This is a genomic window from Vibrio nigripulchritudo ATCC 27043 (assembly GCF_000222685.1).
Taxonomy (GTDB): Bacteria; Pseudomonadota; Gammaproteobacteria; order Enterobacterales; family Vibrionaceae; genus Vibrio; species Vibrio nigripulchritudo.
Window position 1 is genome coordinate 92,917 of sequence record NZ_AFWJ01000223.1, and the last position, 16,706, is coordinate 109,622.

The window sequence follows — 16,706 nt, forward strand, 5'->3', positions numbered from 1 at the left end:
GCTCTGGTGCCTAACAAGGAAGGGAAGGATCAGTTAGAAAGGCGCAGTCGGGCTGCTGCCCAGTCTGCATGGTCGTGACCAATCCCATCGCCAGCACCTGTCACTTTTAAGGTGAGTGACGTTGCTGTTGAAGGAATGGCTATGGTTACCTGGTCTGCACTGCCTCCGCCCGTCAGAGTCGAACTCTGGAACATTTGAGTGCCATCGATTTCTACTTTGAAGATGACCGAGCCCCGATTACCAACTTCATCGTCTACCCCAATGACGGCACTGAATTGGTTATAGGTGCCCGCATTGAACTGATAGGTCACCACAGATTCAGCGTGAACGCCCAGTCCTTTTTCGAAGGTTTGACCATCTATGGTGATGGTGTTGCCATCCGCACTGCCCTGTTCTCCATTGGAACGGTTTTTCTCAATCGGCCCCCACCCGTTAGTTGAAGAGGATTCTGGCAGATCACTCAGGTAAACGTAGCGGGAAGGGTTAGTCAGAGCTATTTGAGTTCGGAACAGGCTGCCGTCACCGGGATCTTCCGGATGTTGCCAGTTAGTTCCGCCATCTGGGTCATACGCAAAACCGATTCCTGAGGTTGGTCCGCTGCCCCCTTTACCGTTACTGATACGCAGCTCAAAGCTATGCCACCCGGGGTTCAGGTTCAGGTTTTCGGTGGAAACGACATCTCTCCAATGCTCACTTCTCAGCACCAGAACGCCATCTATCCAGAGACGGGTTTTATCGTCGATATGTTCTCTGAAAGAGATATTGCCGTCGGCATCGTAGATGTATCCGGTGTATATTTCGGTTGTATTTCCAGCAATGCTGTCTTCAGTTTCGCTCAAATTGATAGTCACGCTGGTTCTCGGGTTAACATCACTCACGTTGATATTCCCGGAAACCGTGCCGTAGTAGAGACCGATAACAGAAGGTGACTCCACTTTTTCTCTCAACTTAGCGTCTGCCCAGTCAGCATGGTCGTGACCCACTCCGTTTCCGCCATCTTTGACCACCAGTTTCAGTTCTCCATGGTTGTCATTGATGGGCAAAATGACAGCTTGAGTTGCGCTGCTTCCGGTGAGCACACCACTCTGGTAACTCAGCACGTCATCCAGATAAATTTCAAAGGTGACTGAGCCTCGGTTACCCACTTCGTCGTCCACACCTATTGCGGCTGTGAACTGGTCATAATCCTTCTGAGATAAGTCATAGGTAATTTCAGAATGAGCATGGACCCCTAAACCCTTCTGATAGGTTTTCCCGGCAAGACGGATTGGGGAACCATCTCCTGAACCGGACTCACCATTACTCTGATCCTTTTCGATTGGTCCCCAACCGTTGTCAGAGCTGGTTTCGGTCAGATCGCTCAGATAGTCGTACTTTGGTGGTGCGGGAGGCTCAGGCACCAGAATAGGCGGACCACCGTATTCAATTTGCTGGAGATAAGCGACAATTTTCGCTCGTTCAGCTGAGTCGGATACCGTGTGCTGGCTTCCAATCTGGAGTGCCTCATCCAGCGTTGCGGCTTGCCCGTTGTGGTAATACGGAGCGGAATCCCAGAGTCCAATCAAGGTTGGCGTTTCAAAGCCCACCCCTGCCAGTGGCTGGGAAATCCCTTGCCCCGAAGATGCCTGAATAGTGCCCACATCATGACGTTGAAAGTCTGTGAGGTAGCCTCCGCTATGACACGAAGCACAACCTTTGTCTTTGAAAAGCTGTCTACCCGCTAGCGCTTCTTTCGTCATTCCTCCTCTCGCGGGTCGATATGGACTTTTAGGGAATTGATTTAAGCTGGTAACGTAGAAGGACAGGTTATCCAGATCTTCGCTCAGACCCATTTTAGGCTGACCGAGTGGATCTTCGACATCGCTAAACAAGCTGTCATCAATAAATCCTCGACCACCAAAGGCAGAGCGAATGTCATTCTCGAAGTCATGAATTTCATCGAAGTTGGCCGTCCAATGAACTCGTCCGTGACCTAACCCTGTTCGCCCAACCAACGGAATGGTGTTGCGCAGCCCCTCTCCGCGATCTGTGAAGTCCCACACTCGTGCATCAGAGTCACCACCGGTGTGACAACTTGCGCAGGAAAGATAACCATCCTGAGTCATTCTGGCGTCGGCGGCGTTGTGGAAGATCTGTTTCCCTGCCAGCACTCTGGGGTGCAGAGATTCGTTGGCGACAGTCGTGGTTTCTGCGACTCGGGTGATGTCGCCCAGATGACTTTCAAAGTTGCTGACGTCGTAAACCACCACCGAACGAGACAAGAACCCATGAACAAACAGGTGATTGCCAGATTTAACCAGTCCAACTGGCGCTTTTCCGCTGTCTGCCAGTTCATTGACCCGACTCAGGTTGTACGCGTCACGTATTTCAACGCTGTTTTGCCCTTCAATGACGATGTACGCGTAGTCACCCAAATCACTGAACTGAATCGCTTTAGGCTGCGCTCGGTTATCAATATCTAGCTGAGCGCTGGTTAACTCTTGGTTAGTGTTCAAATCGATCTGAGAAACGATGGCCCGGATTGTGGTTTCGAAGGTCAATGCTTTGTCTTCATTGCCTTCATTGAACTCCCCTCGATCGACGTTGGCTTTGTTTGACGGTATCCAGGCTTTACCACCATCAGGAGAAATGGTGATGGCATTCAGGTAATTCGGTATCCCCCGGCTGCGGTCTGGTCCGTCGATGGTGCTGGTGTCTTTTGCCAACTGAATCACTTGCCCAACTGACATCCCATTGAGGTTAACTTCTACCACTTCAGCGTGGCTCTGCGGAGAGATAAAGCGCGTGATGTAAGCTGTATCGGAGTCGCTGTTGATGGCAATGCCTCTGGCAGAGTGACCCACCACCACTTCATCCTGAACGGCTCCGGTGGATGGGTTGAGTTTGAGCAATTTGCCGCTGGCGAGAAGCGTAACAAAGGCTGCACTTCCGTCAGGCGCAAATGCGACACCATAAGGCTGGGAAGCTCGCGGCAGCGCAATGTCCCTCACTTTGCTGCCCTGAGCGGTGAGCACAGTGATGGAGTCGTCACTCTGGTTGGTCACCCAGATGTGCCCATTAGGTGCGATGTCCAGCGTCCTTGGTCTGTCACCGACAGGGGCTTCCCACACTTTGCTAAACGGGCTGTTTGCAGAAATGGCGGTGACGGTGTCGTTATCTTCGTTAACCACATACACCTGATTTCCTGACTGACTGATCGTGGAAGCGGTGACCGGAGGTGTAGACGTTGGTGGATGATAAGCGGTGACACGCCTGGTGTTAGAGGAGCTGAAGTTGGACTCCCGCACAGTCACAACAGGTTGCCAGTGACCGGGAGAGGTGTAGGTATGGCTAACAGCAGACTGGGTAGAAAATGCCGTTGGTGAACTGCCGTCGCCAAAATCCCAGGAATACTCCAGTGTTCCGTTTCCTATGGCGTTGGCACTGGCGCTTAGGGTAATGCTTTGCCCAACCTCTGTAGACGACGGAGCAGAAATGGTCAGGTTGTGTGACTGAACATTTCCCGTTGAAAACAGATACTGCTGTTGTGGCATCGCGTTACCTGCAAAGTCTTCAATACCGTCAAGGGTGACCACATACGTCTGGTTGGTATCGAGGTTCTGACTCGGGCTAAAGTGAACAAAACCCAGATTGACACTGTATGTGCCGCTCAAAGGAGTATTGTCACCGAACTTAGTGACTTTGAATGAGTTGCTGTTGACCGACTCCATCAAAACGCTGTCAGACAGCGATATCCCGATTCGGCTTGTCACAGGTACGTGAGACTGTTCGCTGGCGGGCAGGGCACGAGTTAACGTAGGCGGCGTGGTGTCTTTGTCGGATTGCCATGCGATAAGCCCGCTACCGCTACCATGATCGTTACCCACCCAGACCATGTTCCCGAAAGCGAACACTTGTCCGTGGTCTGTGTCAGACCCAGTCGCATTTAGAGACCCCTTACCTAAACTTGAAATGTTATTGATATCAGAGACGTCTAACACCGAGATATCGTCCTGATTTCCCAGCATTAAGCGGTTGTCCTGAAGGTTACAGTAAAGGTTTACAAACCCGCTTTCAGAATCGCTCAACAGCGTGAATGGATTGGTGGTGGTGTCATAGATTCGGAGCTTGTCGCCCGCGCTTCTCGCACCAAAAAAGGCTCGTTTCCCATCCCAGCAAGAGGCGTAATAGGTTTCTGGAAGGCTAGAAAGGGTTTTGGTCAGAACCGGGTTTTCCGGATCATCAATATTCAGAATCGAGAACCCGCTGCGGTTATTCATACTAGACAGATAAAGCTCATTCCCGAGCGCGAATATCGGTCCCACAGTAAAGCCACCCAGTTGATTGGTTGGCACGGTTTTCACCACGTGTGGGTTATCAACATCCGAAGTATCTACAATGGTTAGCCCTGCGTTCCCTCGTGCGACGTAAAGGTAAGGTGCCTGCCAGAAGAGTTGCCAGGACACATTGTTGTAATCACCAAAGTTAACGCCGGATATCGCAAGCTTACTTCGCTGAACCGGGTTGTTTACGTTACTCCAGTCCCAGATTTCAATGCCTCGTCCGGTTTGTATTGCGATAAGGTGGTTTTCACTTAACCCAAAAGAATGAGGTTCACGAAAATCGCGGGTTCGAAGACCATCTCCGGTGCGATTGGCGTTGGAGGTATCAGGTTCGTAAATTTGCTTCACTAAGCTGATACTGCGTGGATTGGATACATCGAGGGCGATCCATCCCCCCGGAGCCTGACCACTATCAGGGGCGAAAATGCCGACCATATAGCCGTTGAGCATGGTCATCACATTCACACCAAAGTGCTTTCTTCCGGGATAGTCGGGTGGGAGGATATTGGTGGTATCGTCAACAGAGGGGGTGGATACCTGGGTGAAAACTTCACCAGAAGAAAACTGGACGTTTCCAAGCCCCGGTCCCTGTGCGGCCAAAGCCCCTCCTGAAAATAGAAAGAAGGTGCTCAATGCGGCAAAAAGCGCATTGGCACATTTCGTTATAAGCCGTCTGGATTGTGTTTCCCTACGACCAGAACTCGAAGGTTTCATAACTCGAATTCCTCATTCCTGTATTGAATTCTGTGGCTTTTTAACTCGGGTACAGAACCTAAAGTTAAAAACCACGCCAGTGTAAAAAGGTGTAACGACCCACTTTGTTGTTCTGATTTTTATTGTTTTGCAGGTTCTGTTACTGAGTAATGCTAAGGCTCCTTATTGCCTTGTGGAGAGGTACCAAAATGGTTGATCCAATCCGACACTTGCAGATAGCGGTCGTAACGTTTTTTTAGCGTCGCCTGATGAGTAGGTTCAGGCGTAAACACCTGCACCGGGCTTCGCATCGCTTTAACTGCCTCTTCAAAACTTAAAAATTGCCCCGTAGCATGCGCTGCAGCCATAGCCACACCTTTGGCACCGGCTTCGTTGCATTGAGTAATGTGAATATCGATATTGAGTACATCAGCAAATAGCTGGCACCAGAACTGGCTTCTTGCTCCGCCACCGGAAAGCAGAGCTTTGGTAAACCCTATGTTGGCTGTGCGGAGTTTATTTACATGTTCCAGATGCCCGAAAACAACGCCTTCATAGACGGCGTAGAGCAGGTGGGCTTTTTTATGCCAGCCAGCCAGATCAAAGAAATTGCCTCGGGCTGCTCCGCTATCGCCAGAACCGTATAGATAGGGGTGAAACAAGGGAAGGGTTTCGCTGATTTCGACGCTTTCCACAAGCTGATTGCAAAGCTCAAAAATGCTTTCACCAGCGTTCAGCTGCGCCTTCTCAAACTGGAAAAATTCCTGCACAAACCACTCCAGATTTGAAGCTGAGGTGGCGCTGCTCTCAATCGCCAGATATCGGTTGGCTGGAAACAGACAGGTCATAAAGAGCCGTTTATCCGGGATTTTGTTGGTGACAACCTGATTGATGCTCCAGGTGCCGGTCACAATAGACGCATCATTTTCATCCCAGACACCTGCGCCCAGCGCACTGGCGATAACATCTATCATGCCTGCAATAACCGGTGTTCCAGCATCCAATCCCGATTGTTCTGCCGCCTGGGTAGACAGCTTTCCGATGATCTCGTCACTGTGGACTGGTGTAGGGATGGCTTCGATGATTTCCTGGATATCCAAGAGCGTTAGGAGCTCTTTGCTCACCTGATGGCGAGGAAAATCAAACAGTCCAGATGCACTGAGGTCGCTGTAATCCGTGAACTGCTCTCCTGTCAGGCAGAAGTTGAGGTAGTCTTTGCAGAAAAACACATTACCAATCTGGTGATAGGTTTCGGGCTGGTTTTGCTTGAGCCAGCTCAGCAACGTTGCGGTTTGCGATGCCCACACACCCTGCCGGTTTAACTCTCGGATTTCTGCTATTTTGTCGCCCGACTGAATGTCTGCCACCAGATCCGTTGCCCGGCTGTCGAGGGATTGAATGCCAAGCAACGGCTGGTGGCGTTTATCCAGTAAATAAGCGCCATTACCATGACCGCTGACGCCTATTGCGATGATTTGGTCGCCACTTATCCCTGTTTCTTTGAGTACCTGCCGTATAACCTCACAGCACTGCTGCCATAGCCTGCTCATATCCAGCTCGGTATGTCCGGGATGAGGGAAAAGTGTTTCGATAGTGCTGGCATGTGAAGCCAGCTCGACCCCTTCCATATCCAGAAGCGCGGCTTTTATCGCGGTGTTTCCGCAATCCAATCCAAGGATGTAGCGACCCATATTTTGTTCCTGCTAGCGTTGATAAATGCCCAGTGCGTCATTAACCGAAGCGTTATCGTGGATCATTGCCATTAATGCTTCGACCACCTTTGCAGGGTTGGGGTGTTGGTAGATGTTGCGTCCGTAAACCATGCCAAGCGCTCCCTGATCCAGCAGCGCACGGGCTTTGGAAAAGACGCTCTCAATGTCTTCTTTGCCACCGCCGCGAACCAGAACCGGACAGCGGGCCGCCTCGACCACTTTGTGGAAGTCGTTCGCATCGCTGGTGGGGTCGGCTTTGATGATGTCTGCGCCCAGCTCTCTTGCTACCCGAACCAGAGTCACAATCTTCTCGCAGTCGCCGTCCACCATGTATCCGCCATTGCCCGAGTTGGGCTGCATCACCAAAGGTTCAATCATCAATGGCATGCCGTATTTTTCGCAGTCGAGCTTGACCTTACTGATGTTTTCAATGCACTGGCGAAACAGATCTGGTTCATCTGGCAACATGAATAAGTTGACTACGACACAAGCTGCGTCCATCTGAACGGCCTGCAATACAGGATCCTGATGGTTTTGCAGCAGTGCCCACATCACACGATGACGTTCGGCATTGTAGGGGTTGCCAAGATCTATCCTCATCACCAGCGCTGGCTTGTCTTTACCCTCGATGTTTTGAAGCAGGTCAGACTGCCCATAAGTCATCTGAATGGCGTCTGGCCTGGCATCGGCGAGCTGTTTTACGACCGAAGCCATGTCTTCAAGACCGTCCAGAAAGGTTGGTTCATTACAGACTCCGTGATCGATGGCCACGTCCAGACATCGACCGTGGTTCATCAATCGTTTCAGTCTTACTTTTTTGCTCATATACATAATGCGTTCCTTGCAAGTTGAGGATAAGTGTCGGTTAGCGCCTCAGTTGGCGTTAGCTGTAATCCGTTGTAAAAGTTGAGGCTGTCTATTGTGGCTTGATGCATCTGCATCTTGGTCTGGTCATCCCAGTCAAGCGTGTCTGCCATCAAGGTGATGATCTCGCAGAGAGAGGCATCTGAAATAAGCCCTTCGATAGCGATGGAAGTGCGCCTTTGAATTAAATCGAGCGGGTGGTGAACGTATTCGTTCTCTATTAAGTAGATCAGCTCTTGTTCTGTGTACTGAGGCAGAGTCGATAGCGCCTTTTCCGGCGATGTCATAGCGCTTAACATGGCTTCGCATTCTGTGCCATAGCGTGTAAGAAGACGTTCCACCATAGGTCGAGAGGTAAACGGCTGCACGCCTAATCGGTCAAGATAATCGGAGTGTTCCTGAGCACTTTCAGGAAAGTTCTTCCCGCCGCCGATGCGAAGCGACTGAGTGGAGCGAAGGCGCGGCTTTCCTAAGCTTTCTAGCACCTTATCTGTAACCTGTTCTGCAAATGCCCGAAAGGTTGTCCACTTCCCTCCCACCAGTGAGTAGCCGGTGAGTTTGCCATCAGCGAGTTTGTCTTCTCGTATCTGGTGGCTTCGGGGGATTTGCCCTGCGGTTGCCTTGCTTGCGGTCCCCAAAGGGCGGATGCCGCTGAACTGATACAAAATATCCGAAGGCTCAATTGAGATGCCGGGGAAGATAAAAGAGACCGACTCGATAATGTAAGCCACTTCCTCTGGCGTGCAGTAGATACTGTCTGGCTCCGAAACCGGAATGTCGGTTGACCCGATCAACACTTTTCCGAGATAAGGAAACATGATGCAGACTCGGTTCTCCTGATTCTCGTAGTAGACCATGTCCCCTTTGAGCGCTGCCAATAGCTCTGGGTGATCAACAATAATGTGCGACCCTTTGGTATTACTCAGGTAGGAGGTAGGATGACCTCCCTGCTGGTTCACCTTGTCAATCCACGCCCCTGTGGCATTGATCAGTTGAGTGGTGGTCACGCAAATCTGATGACTGCTGATGGTGTCCGTTAACTGAATTTCGCCGTCTGGCAAAAGTTGGGCATGAACGTAATTTAGCGCATGAGTATTGCCTTGCAGGGCATTGGCTTCTTTGACCAGCTCTATCGCAAGCCTCTCTGGAGCGCTAATCCAGGCATCGTAATAGTTGGCGCAGTATTTCACTTCTTGGGAAAACTGTGGCCAGCGAGTTTCTGTCGCTTTATGGCTTAACATGCGATGAGGTGGCAGCACCTGATCGTGGCGAGTAAACAGGTCATAAAGCCCCAACCCTAACTTCACAATCAGTGCTCCACGTTCTGAGGTGGGGCGCTCGAACCCTAAAAATCGCAGCGCCGCCGAAGTAATGCCTTTGGAAATGGAGGTTAAGGGAATATGAGTTCTTAACGGATGAACACAGTGCGGAGCGTTCTCTAGCAGCCGATTGCGCTCATACAAAGACTCTTTGACCAAATCGAATTCCGCATTTTCCAGATAGCGAAGCCCACCGTGAATCATTCTTGAAGGCGCGGCGCTGGCTTTACTGCAAAAATCGTCTTTTTCGACCAGCAGAACCTTGAGCCCCTGCAAAGCAAGATCCCGATAGGTCGCGATGCCGTTGATACCACCGCCTATGACTACGGCATCAAAGTGCGCTTTGTTCTCAATAGATTCCAGTGGGCGACGGTTTACCTTCATGCTCCCCCCTACGCGCTCTGATGAATGCCAGACAGGTTACGATTCACCGCAGAAGCAATCAGCGAAATGACGTCTTCAGAGAGTGTCAGTTCTCCTGCTCTGGCGTTTTCCTGCGCCTGTTTCGGGTTGCGTGCGCCGCAGAGGGCGTAGGTAATTCCTGGCTGAGACAAAGTCCATGCAATCACCAACTGAGCAACAGAAACGCCATGGTCGTCTGCTATGGGACCGATTTGCTGGCAGAAGCCTTGAACAAGCTGGCGGTTTTCCTGAGAAAACCAGGGATCCGATATCCTTTGATCATCGCCACTGAACTGTGTCTGGGCAGAGATTTTTCCAGAAAGCAGCCCTAATGCGAGAGACGAATAGCTAAGGCAGGAAACCTGAGAGTTTCGAGCATGCGGCAGTAAGCTCTGCTCCAGTGAACGATCAATCATGTTATAGCGTTCCTGAATGGCGTCGACCGGACCGTATTTTTGGTATTCCTGAAGTTGTTTAAGAGAAGCATTGCTGATCCCGATAGCGCCAATACGCCCCTCTTTTTTGAGTGCCAGCAGTGTACTCATGGTTTCCTCAATGGCGGTGGTATCGTCCTGCCAGTGGGTTATGTAGAGGTCGATGTAATCGGTTTTAAGGCGACGCAGGCTTTGCTCAAGTTCGTAGCGAATCGATTCTGCACCTAAGTAACGGTGAACCTGCTGTCCTTCTTCTTCAAAAAAGTGGTTGCCCTGTTGAGTGTGCCAAACTAAGCCGCATTTGGTGGCGAGCACCACTTCTTCGCGTCTGCCTGAAATGGCTTCTCCAACCAGTTCCTCTGAGCGACCCAATCCATAAGCGGGAGCGGTATCAATCAGAGTGACACCGGCATCCAGTGCCGCACGTATGGCATCAACCGACTGCTTTTCATCGTTGCCTCCCCACATCCAGCCACCCATGGCCCAGGTGCCCAACCCGATCACCGATGCGTCGATGTCGGTTGTTCCGAGTGTTCTTGTCTGCATTTTTTAATCCTTTAAATCATGTGTTCCAGCACTTGTTTGGCGGTGTTTTCATCGGAGATTAATGTATTGATGAAATTGCCATTCAGTGCGGCGAGAATCGGCACAACCTTGCTTTCACTGGCTGCAATACCAATTCTCATCGGGACATTTCTCAGCTCTTCCAAGGTGAGCCCAACCAGCTTTTCGTTCAGCCTGTCCATGCATGACGCGCCCTTTACATTGATAAGGTGAGCCAGCATTTCGCCTTCGCACAGGTTTGCCCGTATCTGGGCGCATTCCTCTTCCGACATGTTTCTTCTTAGGTCGAAGTAGCTTTCCGAACCGGTCGCCAGTGCACCCACGCCAACCAATGCAATGTCGGCGTTTCTGGCCAGGTCGAGTACTTCCTTGCAGGTTTGCATTCCCATGAGTACATCCCGATCTTCTCGGGTATCGGCAAAAAGAGGGGCGTGAAGCTGGTAAGATTTTCCTCCCAGCTTTTCTGCCAGTGAGTAAGCGAGGTGATTTACATCGGTGAAATACTTCCCCTGAACCCCTCCGGTGGCGGGCACAACCGTGACTTTGTAGCTGCGAGTTGGCTTAATGACTTCCACCAGTGTGGATATGGCTTTACCCCCACTGACGCAAATCACGTCGCCATCGCGCAGGCGGTTGAGCAGAAGTTCGGCGGCGGTTTCCGCCACAAACTTGAAATTCACACTTGGGTCGGTACTCACCGAGGCACTGAGTGTGGCGTCTAGCAGATTGGTTTTTTCCACCAACTGGCGCTCGTATTCCGCGACATCGGCGTGTTCGATGTTCAGGTTGATTTCCACCAAACCATCTTCCCGAGCGCTGCGGATAATGCGGTTGACCTTCGCGGCAGACAGAGAAAGGTATTTCGAGATGTCTGCCTGACTTTTGTTTTCAAGGTAATGGAGTATCAAAACCTTGCGCACCAGCCAGTCCGCTTCGCGTTTAGCCTGTACTGATTTGATGTTTGAGACGCTAGCCATCTGCTCCTCCTTAGCTCGGTTTCTTGTTAAGGATGTGGTCGACGGCAACGGCAAACAGCAGGATCAAGCCTTTGATGAAGTCCTGCCAGTAGACAGAAACATTCAGCAGAATCAGAGAGCTTGAGACTACGCTGAGAAGTGCGATGCCGAGAATAGCCCCCAGTACGGAACCCTGACCGCCGTTAAAGCTGGCTCCACCAATGACAGCTGCCGCGATGATGTTCAGTTCCAGCCCGACGCCGAAGTTAGGGGTCGCCGCACCAAACTTAGACATGTAGATGATGCCTCCAAGCCCGCAAAGTGCAGAGCAGAGCACGGTGACCCAAAGCTTGACCTTGTTGGTGCGAATGCCCGAATACTCTGCGGCTTTTTCATTGCTTCCGGTGTAGAAGACTTTGCGAAACGCCGTTGCATTTCGGAGCAGGTAATCGGATATGGCGACCACGACTAAAAAGATAATGATTGAGAAGGGAACCCCGTACAGCGTGCCCTGACCAATGAACTTAAACTCAGGGGGAAGGGTAAAAAGCGAAATGGGGGTGCCCTGTGTAATGATCATGCTGGCACCGCGCGCAAGCCCCATGAATGCGAGGGTGACAATAAAGTGGTGTAACCCGATTCGGGTCACGCATAGCCCCATCAGATAACCGATTCCCCCCGACATCACTATCGACGTCAGGCTGGCTAACCAAGGGTTAACGCCGAGAATAAAAAGCTTGGCTGCAAACACCATTGCCAGGCACATAACCGCACCTACCGACAAGTCAATGCCTCCGACAATGATCAACATGGTCATACCCACAACCACTATGCCCTCAACTGAGAACGACAGCAGCATGGCTTTCATGTTGGCCCAAGTTAGAAAATAAGGTGACGCAAAGCTCATGGTGACAAACAGCGCCACAATGATCAGAATTAAGGTAAATTCGCGCATGTTCTTTGTTCGTGAGAATAGATTTCTGACTGCGCTTTTTGATTGAGATTCCATGCCTTTATTGGCTGTTAAATTGTTGTCCATACTTTTTCTCCGCACTTGAGCGGGCCTCGTATTAGCAAGCAGCAACGTGCTGTTGAGTAACGCCCGATGCCAGACGCATGATGTTCTCTTCTGAAATTTGACTGGCGGTAAGCACGCCCGCGTTTCGCGATTCGCACATCACCATGATGCGGTCGCTAAGACCAATGACTTCAGGGAGTTCTGAAGAGATGACAATGATGGCGACTCCCTCGTTGGCGAGCCTTCGAATCATCTTGTGGATTTCGGACTTCGCGCCAACATCGATGCCACGGGTCGGTTCATCCATAATGATGACCTTGGGTTTCACCGACAGACTTTTGGCAATCGCGACTTTTTGCTGGTTGCCACCACTGAGCGAGGAAACCGGCGCTGACATACCACTGGATTTGAGATTCAGTTCGTTGGTCAGCCGCGTGGCCTGTTCGTCTTCAAGGTGATGCTGGATAAAACCGCGTCGTGAGACCTGATCAGGGTTAAGGGCGGAAACGTTGGATGCGATTGAAAGCTCCAGAAAGACGCCGTTTTCTTTGCGATCTTCCGAAAGATAGACAATGCCCGCTTCGATGCCGTCCTGATAACAACGGATGTCCAGTGTTTTGCCTTTGTAAGCTACATCACCACTCTGCTTCGCCTGCAATCCACAAATGGCTTTGACCATTTCAGAGCGCCCGGAGCCTATCAGCCCTGAGATGCCAAAGATCTCTCCCTGATGCACGCGAAAGTGGATGTCTCTGAAGTATCGATTGTCCGACAGGTTTTTCACCGAAAGCAGAGTGGGGTTATGTTCTACATCTTCTGCGCATTTTTCGGGGTAGAGATTGGTTAGCTCGCGTCCCACCAAATCGTTGACCACCTGCTCAGGGGTGGTGTTGCTGGTGGGGTAGCTCACTACCAGATTGCCGTCTCGGAACACTGTGACCTGATCGCAGTGTTCAAAGATCTCCGCCATGCGGTGGCTAATGTAAATAATGCTGATCCCTTTTTCTTTTAGCTGATGCATGATCTGAAACAGGATCTTCGATTCGTTCTCGGTCAGTGCTGCTGTTGGCTCGTCCAGGATGAGGATATGGCAGTCGAGCGTCAGGGCTTTGGCAATTTCGACCAGTTGCTGATTCGAGATACTGAGTTCGCTCAACAACGCATTTGGGTCGATATCTGCCAGTTGCGAAATCGCCGCTTTTGCCTGCTCTTTCAGCGCTTTGTAGTCCATAAACCATTTTTGCGATGCGCTGGTTTTTGCCATTAAGATGTTTTCAGCAACGGAAACGTCCGGGCAAAGGGCAATCTCCTGATGAACAAAACCGATGCCTTTGCGCTGCGCTTCCAGTGGATCGGCGATGCGTGTTTTCTTACCGTTCAGATAAATGTCGCCTGAATCTGGCTGATAGATCCCATCAATAATCTTCATCAGGGTAGACTTTCCGGCGCCGTTTTCTCCCGCCAGGGCGTGGATCTGACCGGGCATCAGGGTAAAACTGACGTCTTCCAGAGCAACGGTTTTCCCGAAGGTCTTACGTACGTTTCTGATTTCCAATACCGGTGTAACTGATGTAGCTGACATAGGTATCTCCTGTGTAGGCTGGGTACTTTTGTTTTTGCCCGAACAGATCACGACTCCTTTTGCTGATCTGTTCGGGAAGGCGACTTATGCTGTTATTCGTTGATGCCTTTTGTACCGCGTTTTTGTAGATACTTATCCCAGTAGAAATCGTCTGCGTTCTCTTTGGTCACAATGGCGAAACCATTGTCGACAAACGGTACTCCCATTGGGTTGTAACCAGAGCGTTGGTAGTCGTTCATCGGGTCGATGAGGTTGGAGTGCGCCGCAAGATAGAGCAGCATCATGCCCATGTAACCCTGCATACCCTGATTAGGGTTGACCGCCCCGAAGACTTCACCCGATTTGATCATGTCCAGAATTTTGGCATTCACATCCGCATTCATAACCCGGATTTTCCCACCCAGTTCTTTTGCAGCTTGCGCAGCGCCCAATGCAGAGGTGGCTTCTGGCATGAATACCGCACCCAAGTTAGGGTTTGCCTGTGCCATCGTCATTACGGCGTTGTATGCCTTGGTGACGTCGGTGTTACTGGCGGCGCGGGATACCAGCTTCATGTCTGGCCATTTTTCTTCCATGCGGGCGATAAAGGCAGCGATACGGCGGTCGTGGTTGTCTTGTCCCGGGTTTTCTAATACCGCGTATTCACCTTTTCCACCCATAGACTCCGCAATGGTGTCGGCTGCGTGGCGACCTTCTGCATAGTTGTCAGACGTAATAAAGGAGACACGTTCACTGTTTGGTGAGTCAGCGGCGAACGTCACTACCGGAATACCCATCTCTTTTGCGCGATTGATGGGTTCAATAAAGGGATCAGGATTCATTGGGTGCAACAAAATTCCCGCGGGCTTTTTAGCTAAAACCTGCTCAAATGAAGCTAACTGCTTGTTCACATCGTATTCCGGTGTGCCTGTGTAGACGGTTTTGCATCCCATCGACTTAGCCGCTTGTTTCATCATCTCGTATACGGGAAACCAATACTCAACACCGCTAACCATAACGTTCATGTAGTACGTTTCTCCGGGCTTACATCTGAATGGTTCAGAAGCAACAGCCTGAGTGCTCATTCCTGTCATGGCGACAATTGAGACTGTCGCTACACCGAGTAACTTCTTCATGTTTAAAGAGAATGGGTTGAACCTTTTCATTTAACACTCCTTGTTTTGGGCAATGAATGCCCATCATCGATAAGGTCATGGGGATAAAATTTTTGGCTGAACGAAATTTCAGAAAAGTGAAATATCTTTCAACTGCGTCAAGAATAATCACCCTGTCTGAAGAGTGTCAAAGCTATTTTGATACTAAAAATCTCATTTAATGTTGTTTTTGGTGTTTTCTGTTAACAAAAACAAAACAAATGGGAAGGGGTAATACCTTGTAAATTTAAAGGTTTTTGAATGGTGAAAGGGAGCGCATCAAGTGAATTTTACAGGGTATTAACGAATCGTCTGAAGTGTGATCGGTTTCTAATTATTAAGTCATTTGTCACTTATTGTTTTATTATAACGATACAAAAAGTCTCATTATGATATTTACAATTGCATCAAGTAGAGATTAGTATTGAAAACGATACATTGTGTTTCGTTTTTGTTTGCTGGTTGTTTTGCGGTCTGTTTGCACTGTATGACCCGTTTAGTATCGGGCTCCGGCATGTTTAAAGTAGAAAAAAGGACTTTTGGAATGGTTAATGAAGTTCAACTGCCAAGGATTTTGAAAGTAGGAGCGGGGGCGACCCAACAGACAGCGACATTGCTTAACGATCTTGGATGTCGTTCGCCGCTGCTTATTACCGACAAAGTGATGGTCTCGCTGGGATACCCCAATCAAATAAAAGAGATACTCAAAGAAGTAGGGATCTCATGCACCGTTTTTGCCGATACGGTGCCTGAGCCAACGGTGTCTTCTATCGAACTGGGGGTCGAGGTTTTTCGAAGTGGCGATTTTGATGCGATCATTGCGTTGGGCGGCGGCAGCCCCATCGATTCAGCCAAAGCGATCAATATTCTTGGAACGCATGGCGGCCGAATGCGCGATTACAAGTTTCCGAGGATTGTCACCGAATCGGGTGTCCCGCTAATCGCTATTCCGACAACCGCGGGAACCGGGTCTGAAGTCACGCGCTTTACCATCATTACTGACGATGAAGTGGATGAAAAAATGCTATGCGTGGGGTTGGGTTTCATGCCTGATGCGGCGCTGGTGGATTACAAACTCACGGAGTCTGTACCGCCTCGGGTTACCGCAGACACCGGAATTGATGCCCTGACTCACGCTATCGAAGCCTATGTAAGCCAGAAAGCCAACATGTTCAGCGATGCTCAGGCGACTGCCGCGATGAAGCTGATAGCACCAAATCTGCGTAAGGCTTATCACCAGCCAGATAATGCTCAGGCGAGAGAAGCCATGATGCTGGGTTCCACACTGGCCGGAATGGCGTTTTCTGCCGCTTCGGTCGCGCTTGTTCACGGTATGAGTCGCCCAATAGGCGCATTTTTCCATGTTCCGCATGGCTTATCTAACGCCATGTTGCTTCCTACTCTTACTCAATTCTCCATACCGTCCGCCAAAGAGCGTTACGCCAACTGCGCGCGATTTATGGGTATTGCATCGGAAGAGAGCAGCGATGATGCGGCATGCAATACATTGGTTCAGGAATTAGTTGATATCAACAAAGAGCTTTCTGTTCCTACCATGTCGGAATTTGGTATCGACAAAGAGGAATATTTTTCACTCAGCGAAACCATGGCAGAACAGGCGTTGGCATCCGGCTCACCCGGAAACAACCCACGAGTGCCAGTAAAACAAGAAATCGTTGAGCTTTACCACCAACTATGGGCATAAGG

Annotated in this window: 10 protein-coding genes; 1 reads left to right on the forward strand and 9 read right to left on the reverse strand. The window is 50.3% G+C overall.

All coding sequences use genetic code 11. From position 1 onward, the window contains the following. Positions 1-29: 29 nt before the first annotated feature. From RH89_RS15925 to RH89_RS15965, 9 genes are all read right to left on the reverse strand, one after another. Entirely contained in the window at positions 30-5,036 is a 5,007-nt protein-coding gene (locus tag RH89_RS15925) for an NPCBM/NEW2 domain-containing protein (protein ID WP_004404124.1), read from the reverse strand. A gap of 152 nt (positions 5,037-5,188) precedes the next feature. Further along, positions 5,189-6,706: an FGGY-family carbohydrate kinase gene (locus RH89_RS15930; RefSeq protein ID WP_004404125.1), complete on the reverse strand. Its 1,518-nt coding sequence runs from the start codon at positions 6,704-6,706 to the stop codon at positions 5,189-5,191. A gap of 12 nt (positions 6,707-6,718) precedes the next feature. Further along, complete coding sequence (locus RH89_RS15935; RefSeq protein WP_004404126.1) at positions 6,719-7,558, reverse strand: class I fructose-bisphosphate aldolase; 840 nt, start codon at positions 7,556-7,558, stop codon at positions 6,719-6,721. After that, positions 7,549-9,294, reverse strand: a complete 1,746-nt coding sequence (locus RH89_RS15940; RefSeq protein ID WP_004404127.1) for a glycerol-3-phosphate dehydrogenase/oxidase — start codon at positions 9,292-9,294, stop codon at positions 7,549-7,551. Before RH89_RS15940 ends, RH89_RS15935 begins: the two co-directional genes overlap by 10 nt. An 8-nt stretch (positions 9,295-9,302) precedes the next feature. Continuing rightward, positions 9,303-10,292 (reverse strand): aldo/keto reductase, encoded by a 990-nt coding sequence (locus tag RH89_RS15945; protein WP_004404128.1) that lies wholly within the window; start codon positions 10,290-10,292, stop codon positions 9,303-9,305. An 11-nt stretch (positions 10,293-10,303) separates the two neighbouring features. Next, entirely contained in the window at positions 10,304-11,287 is a 984-nt protein-coding gene (locus RH89_RS15950; protein WP_004404129.1) for a sugar-binding transcriptional regulator, read from the reverse strand. Positions 11,288-11,297: 10 nt separating this feature from the next. Continuing rightward, positions 11,298-12,305 carry an ABC transporter permease gene (locus tag RH89_RS15955; RefSeq protein WP_004404130.1) on the reverse strand — a complete coding sequence of 336 codons (1,008 nt, stop codon included), beginning with the start codon at positions 12,303-12,305 and terminating at the stop codon, positions 11,298-11,300. A 31-nt stretch (positions 12,306-12,336) separates the two neighbouring features. Then, positions 12,337-13,866, reverse strand: a complete 1,530-nt coding sequence (locus RH89_RS15960; RefSeq protein WP_004404133.1) for a sugar ABC transporter ATP-binding protein — start codon at positions 13,864-13,866, stop codon at positions 12,337-12,339. Positions 13,867-13,958: 92 nt separating this feature from the next. Further along, the gene (locus RH89_RS15965) at positions 13,959-15,011 is read right to left on the reverse strand and encodes a substrate-binding domain-containing protein (protein WP_022592373.1); all 1,053 of its coding nucleotides are present in this window, start codon (positions 15,009-15,011) and stop codon (positions 13,959-13,961) included. A 532-nt stretch (positions 15,012-15,543) separates the two neighbouring features. On the opposite strand from RH89_RS15965, the gene RH89_RS15970 reads away from it, so the two are divergent. Then, positions 15,544-16,704 (forward strand): iron-containing alcohol dehydrogenase, encoded by a 1,161-nt coding sequence (locus tag RH89_RS15970; protein ID WP_004404135.1) that lies wholly within the window; start codon positions 15,544-15,546, stop codon positions 16,702-16,704. The last annotated feature ends 2 nt before the right edge of the window (positions 16,705-16,706 follow it).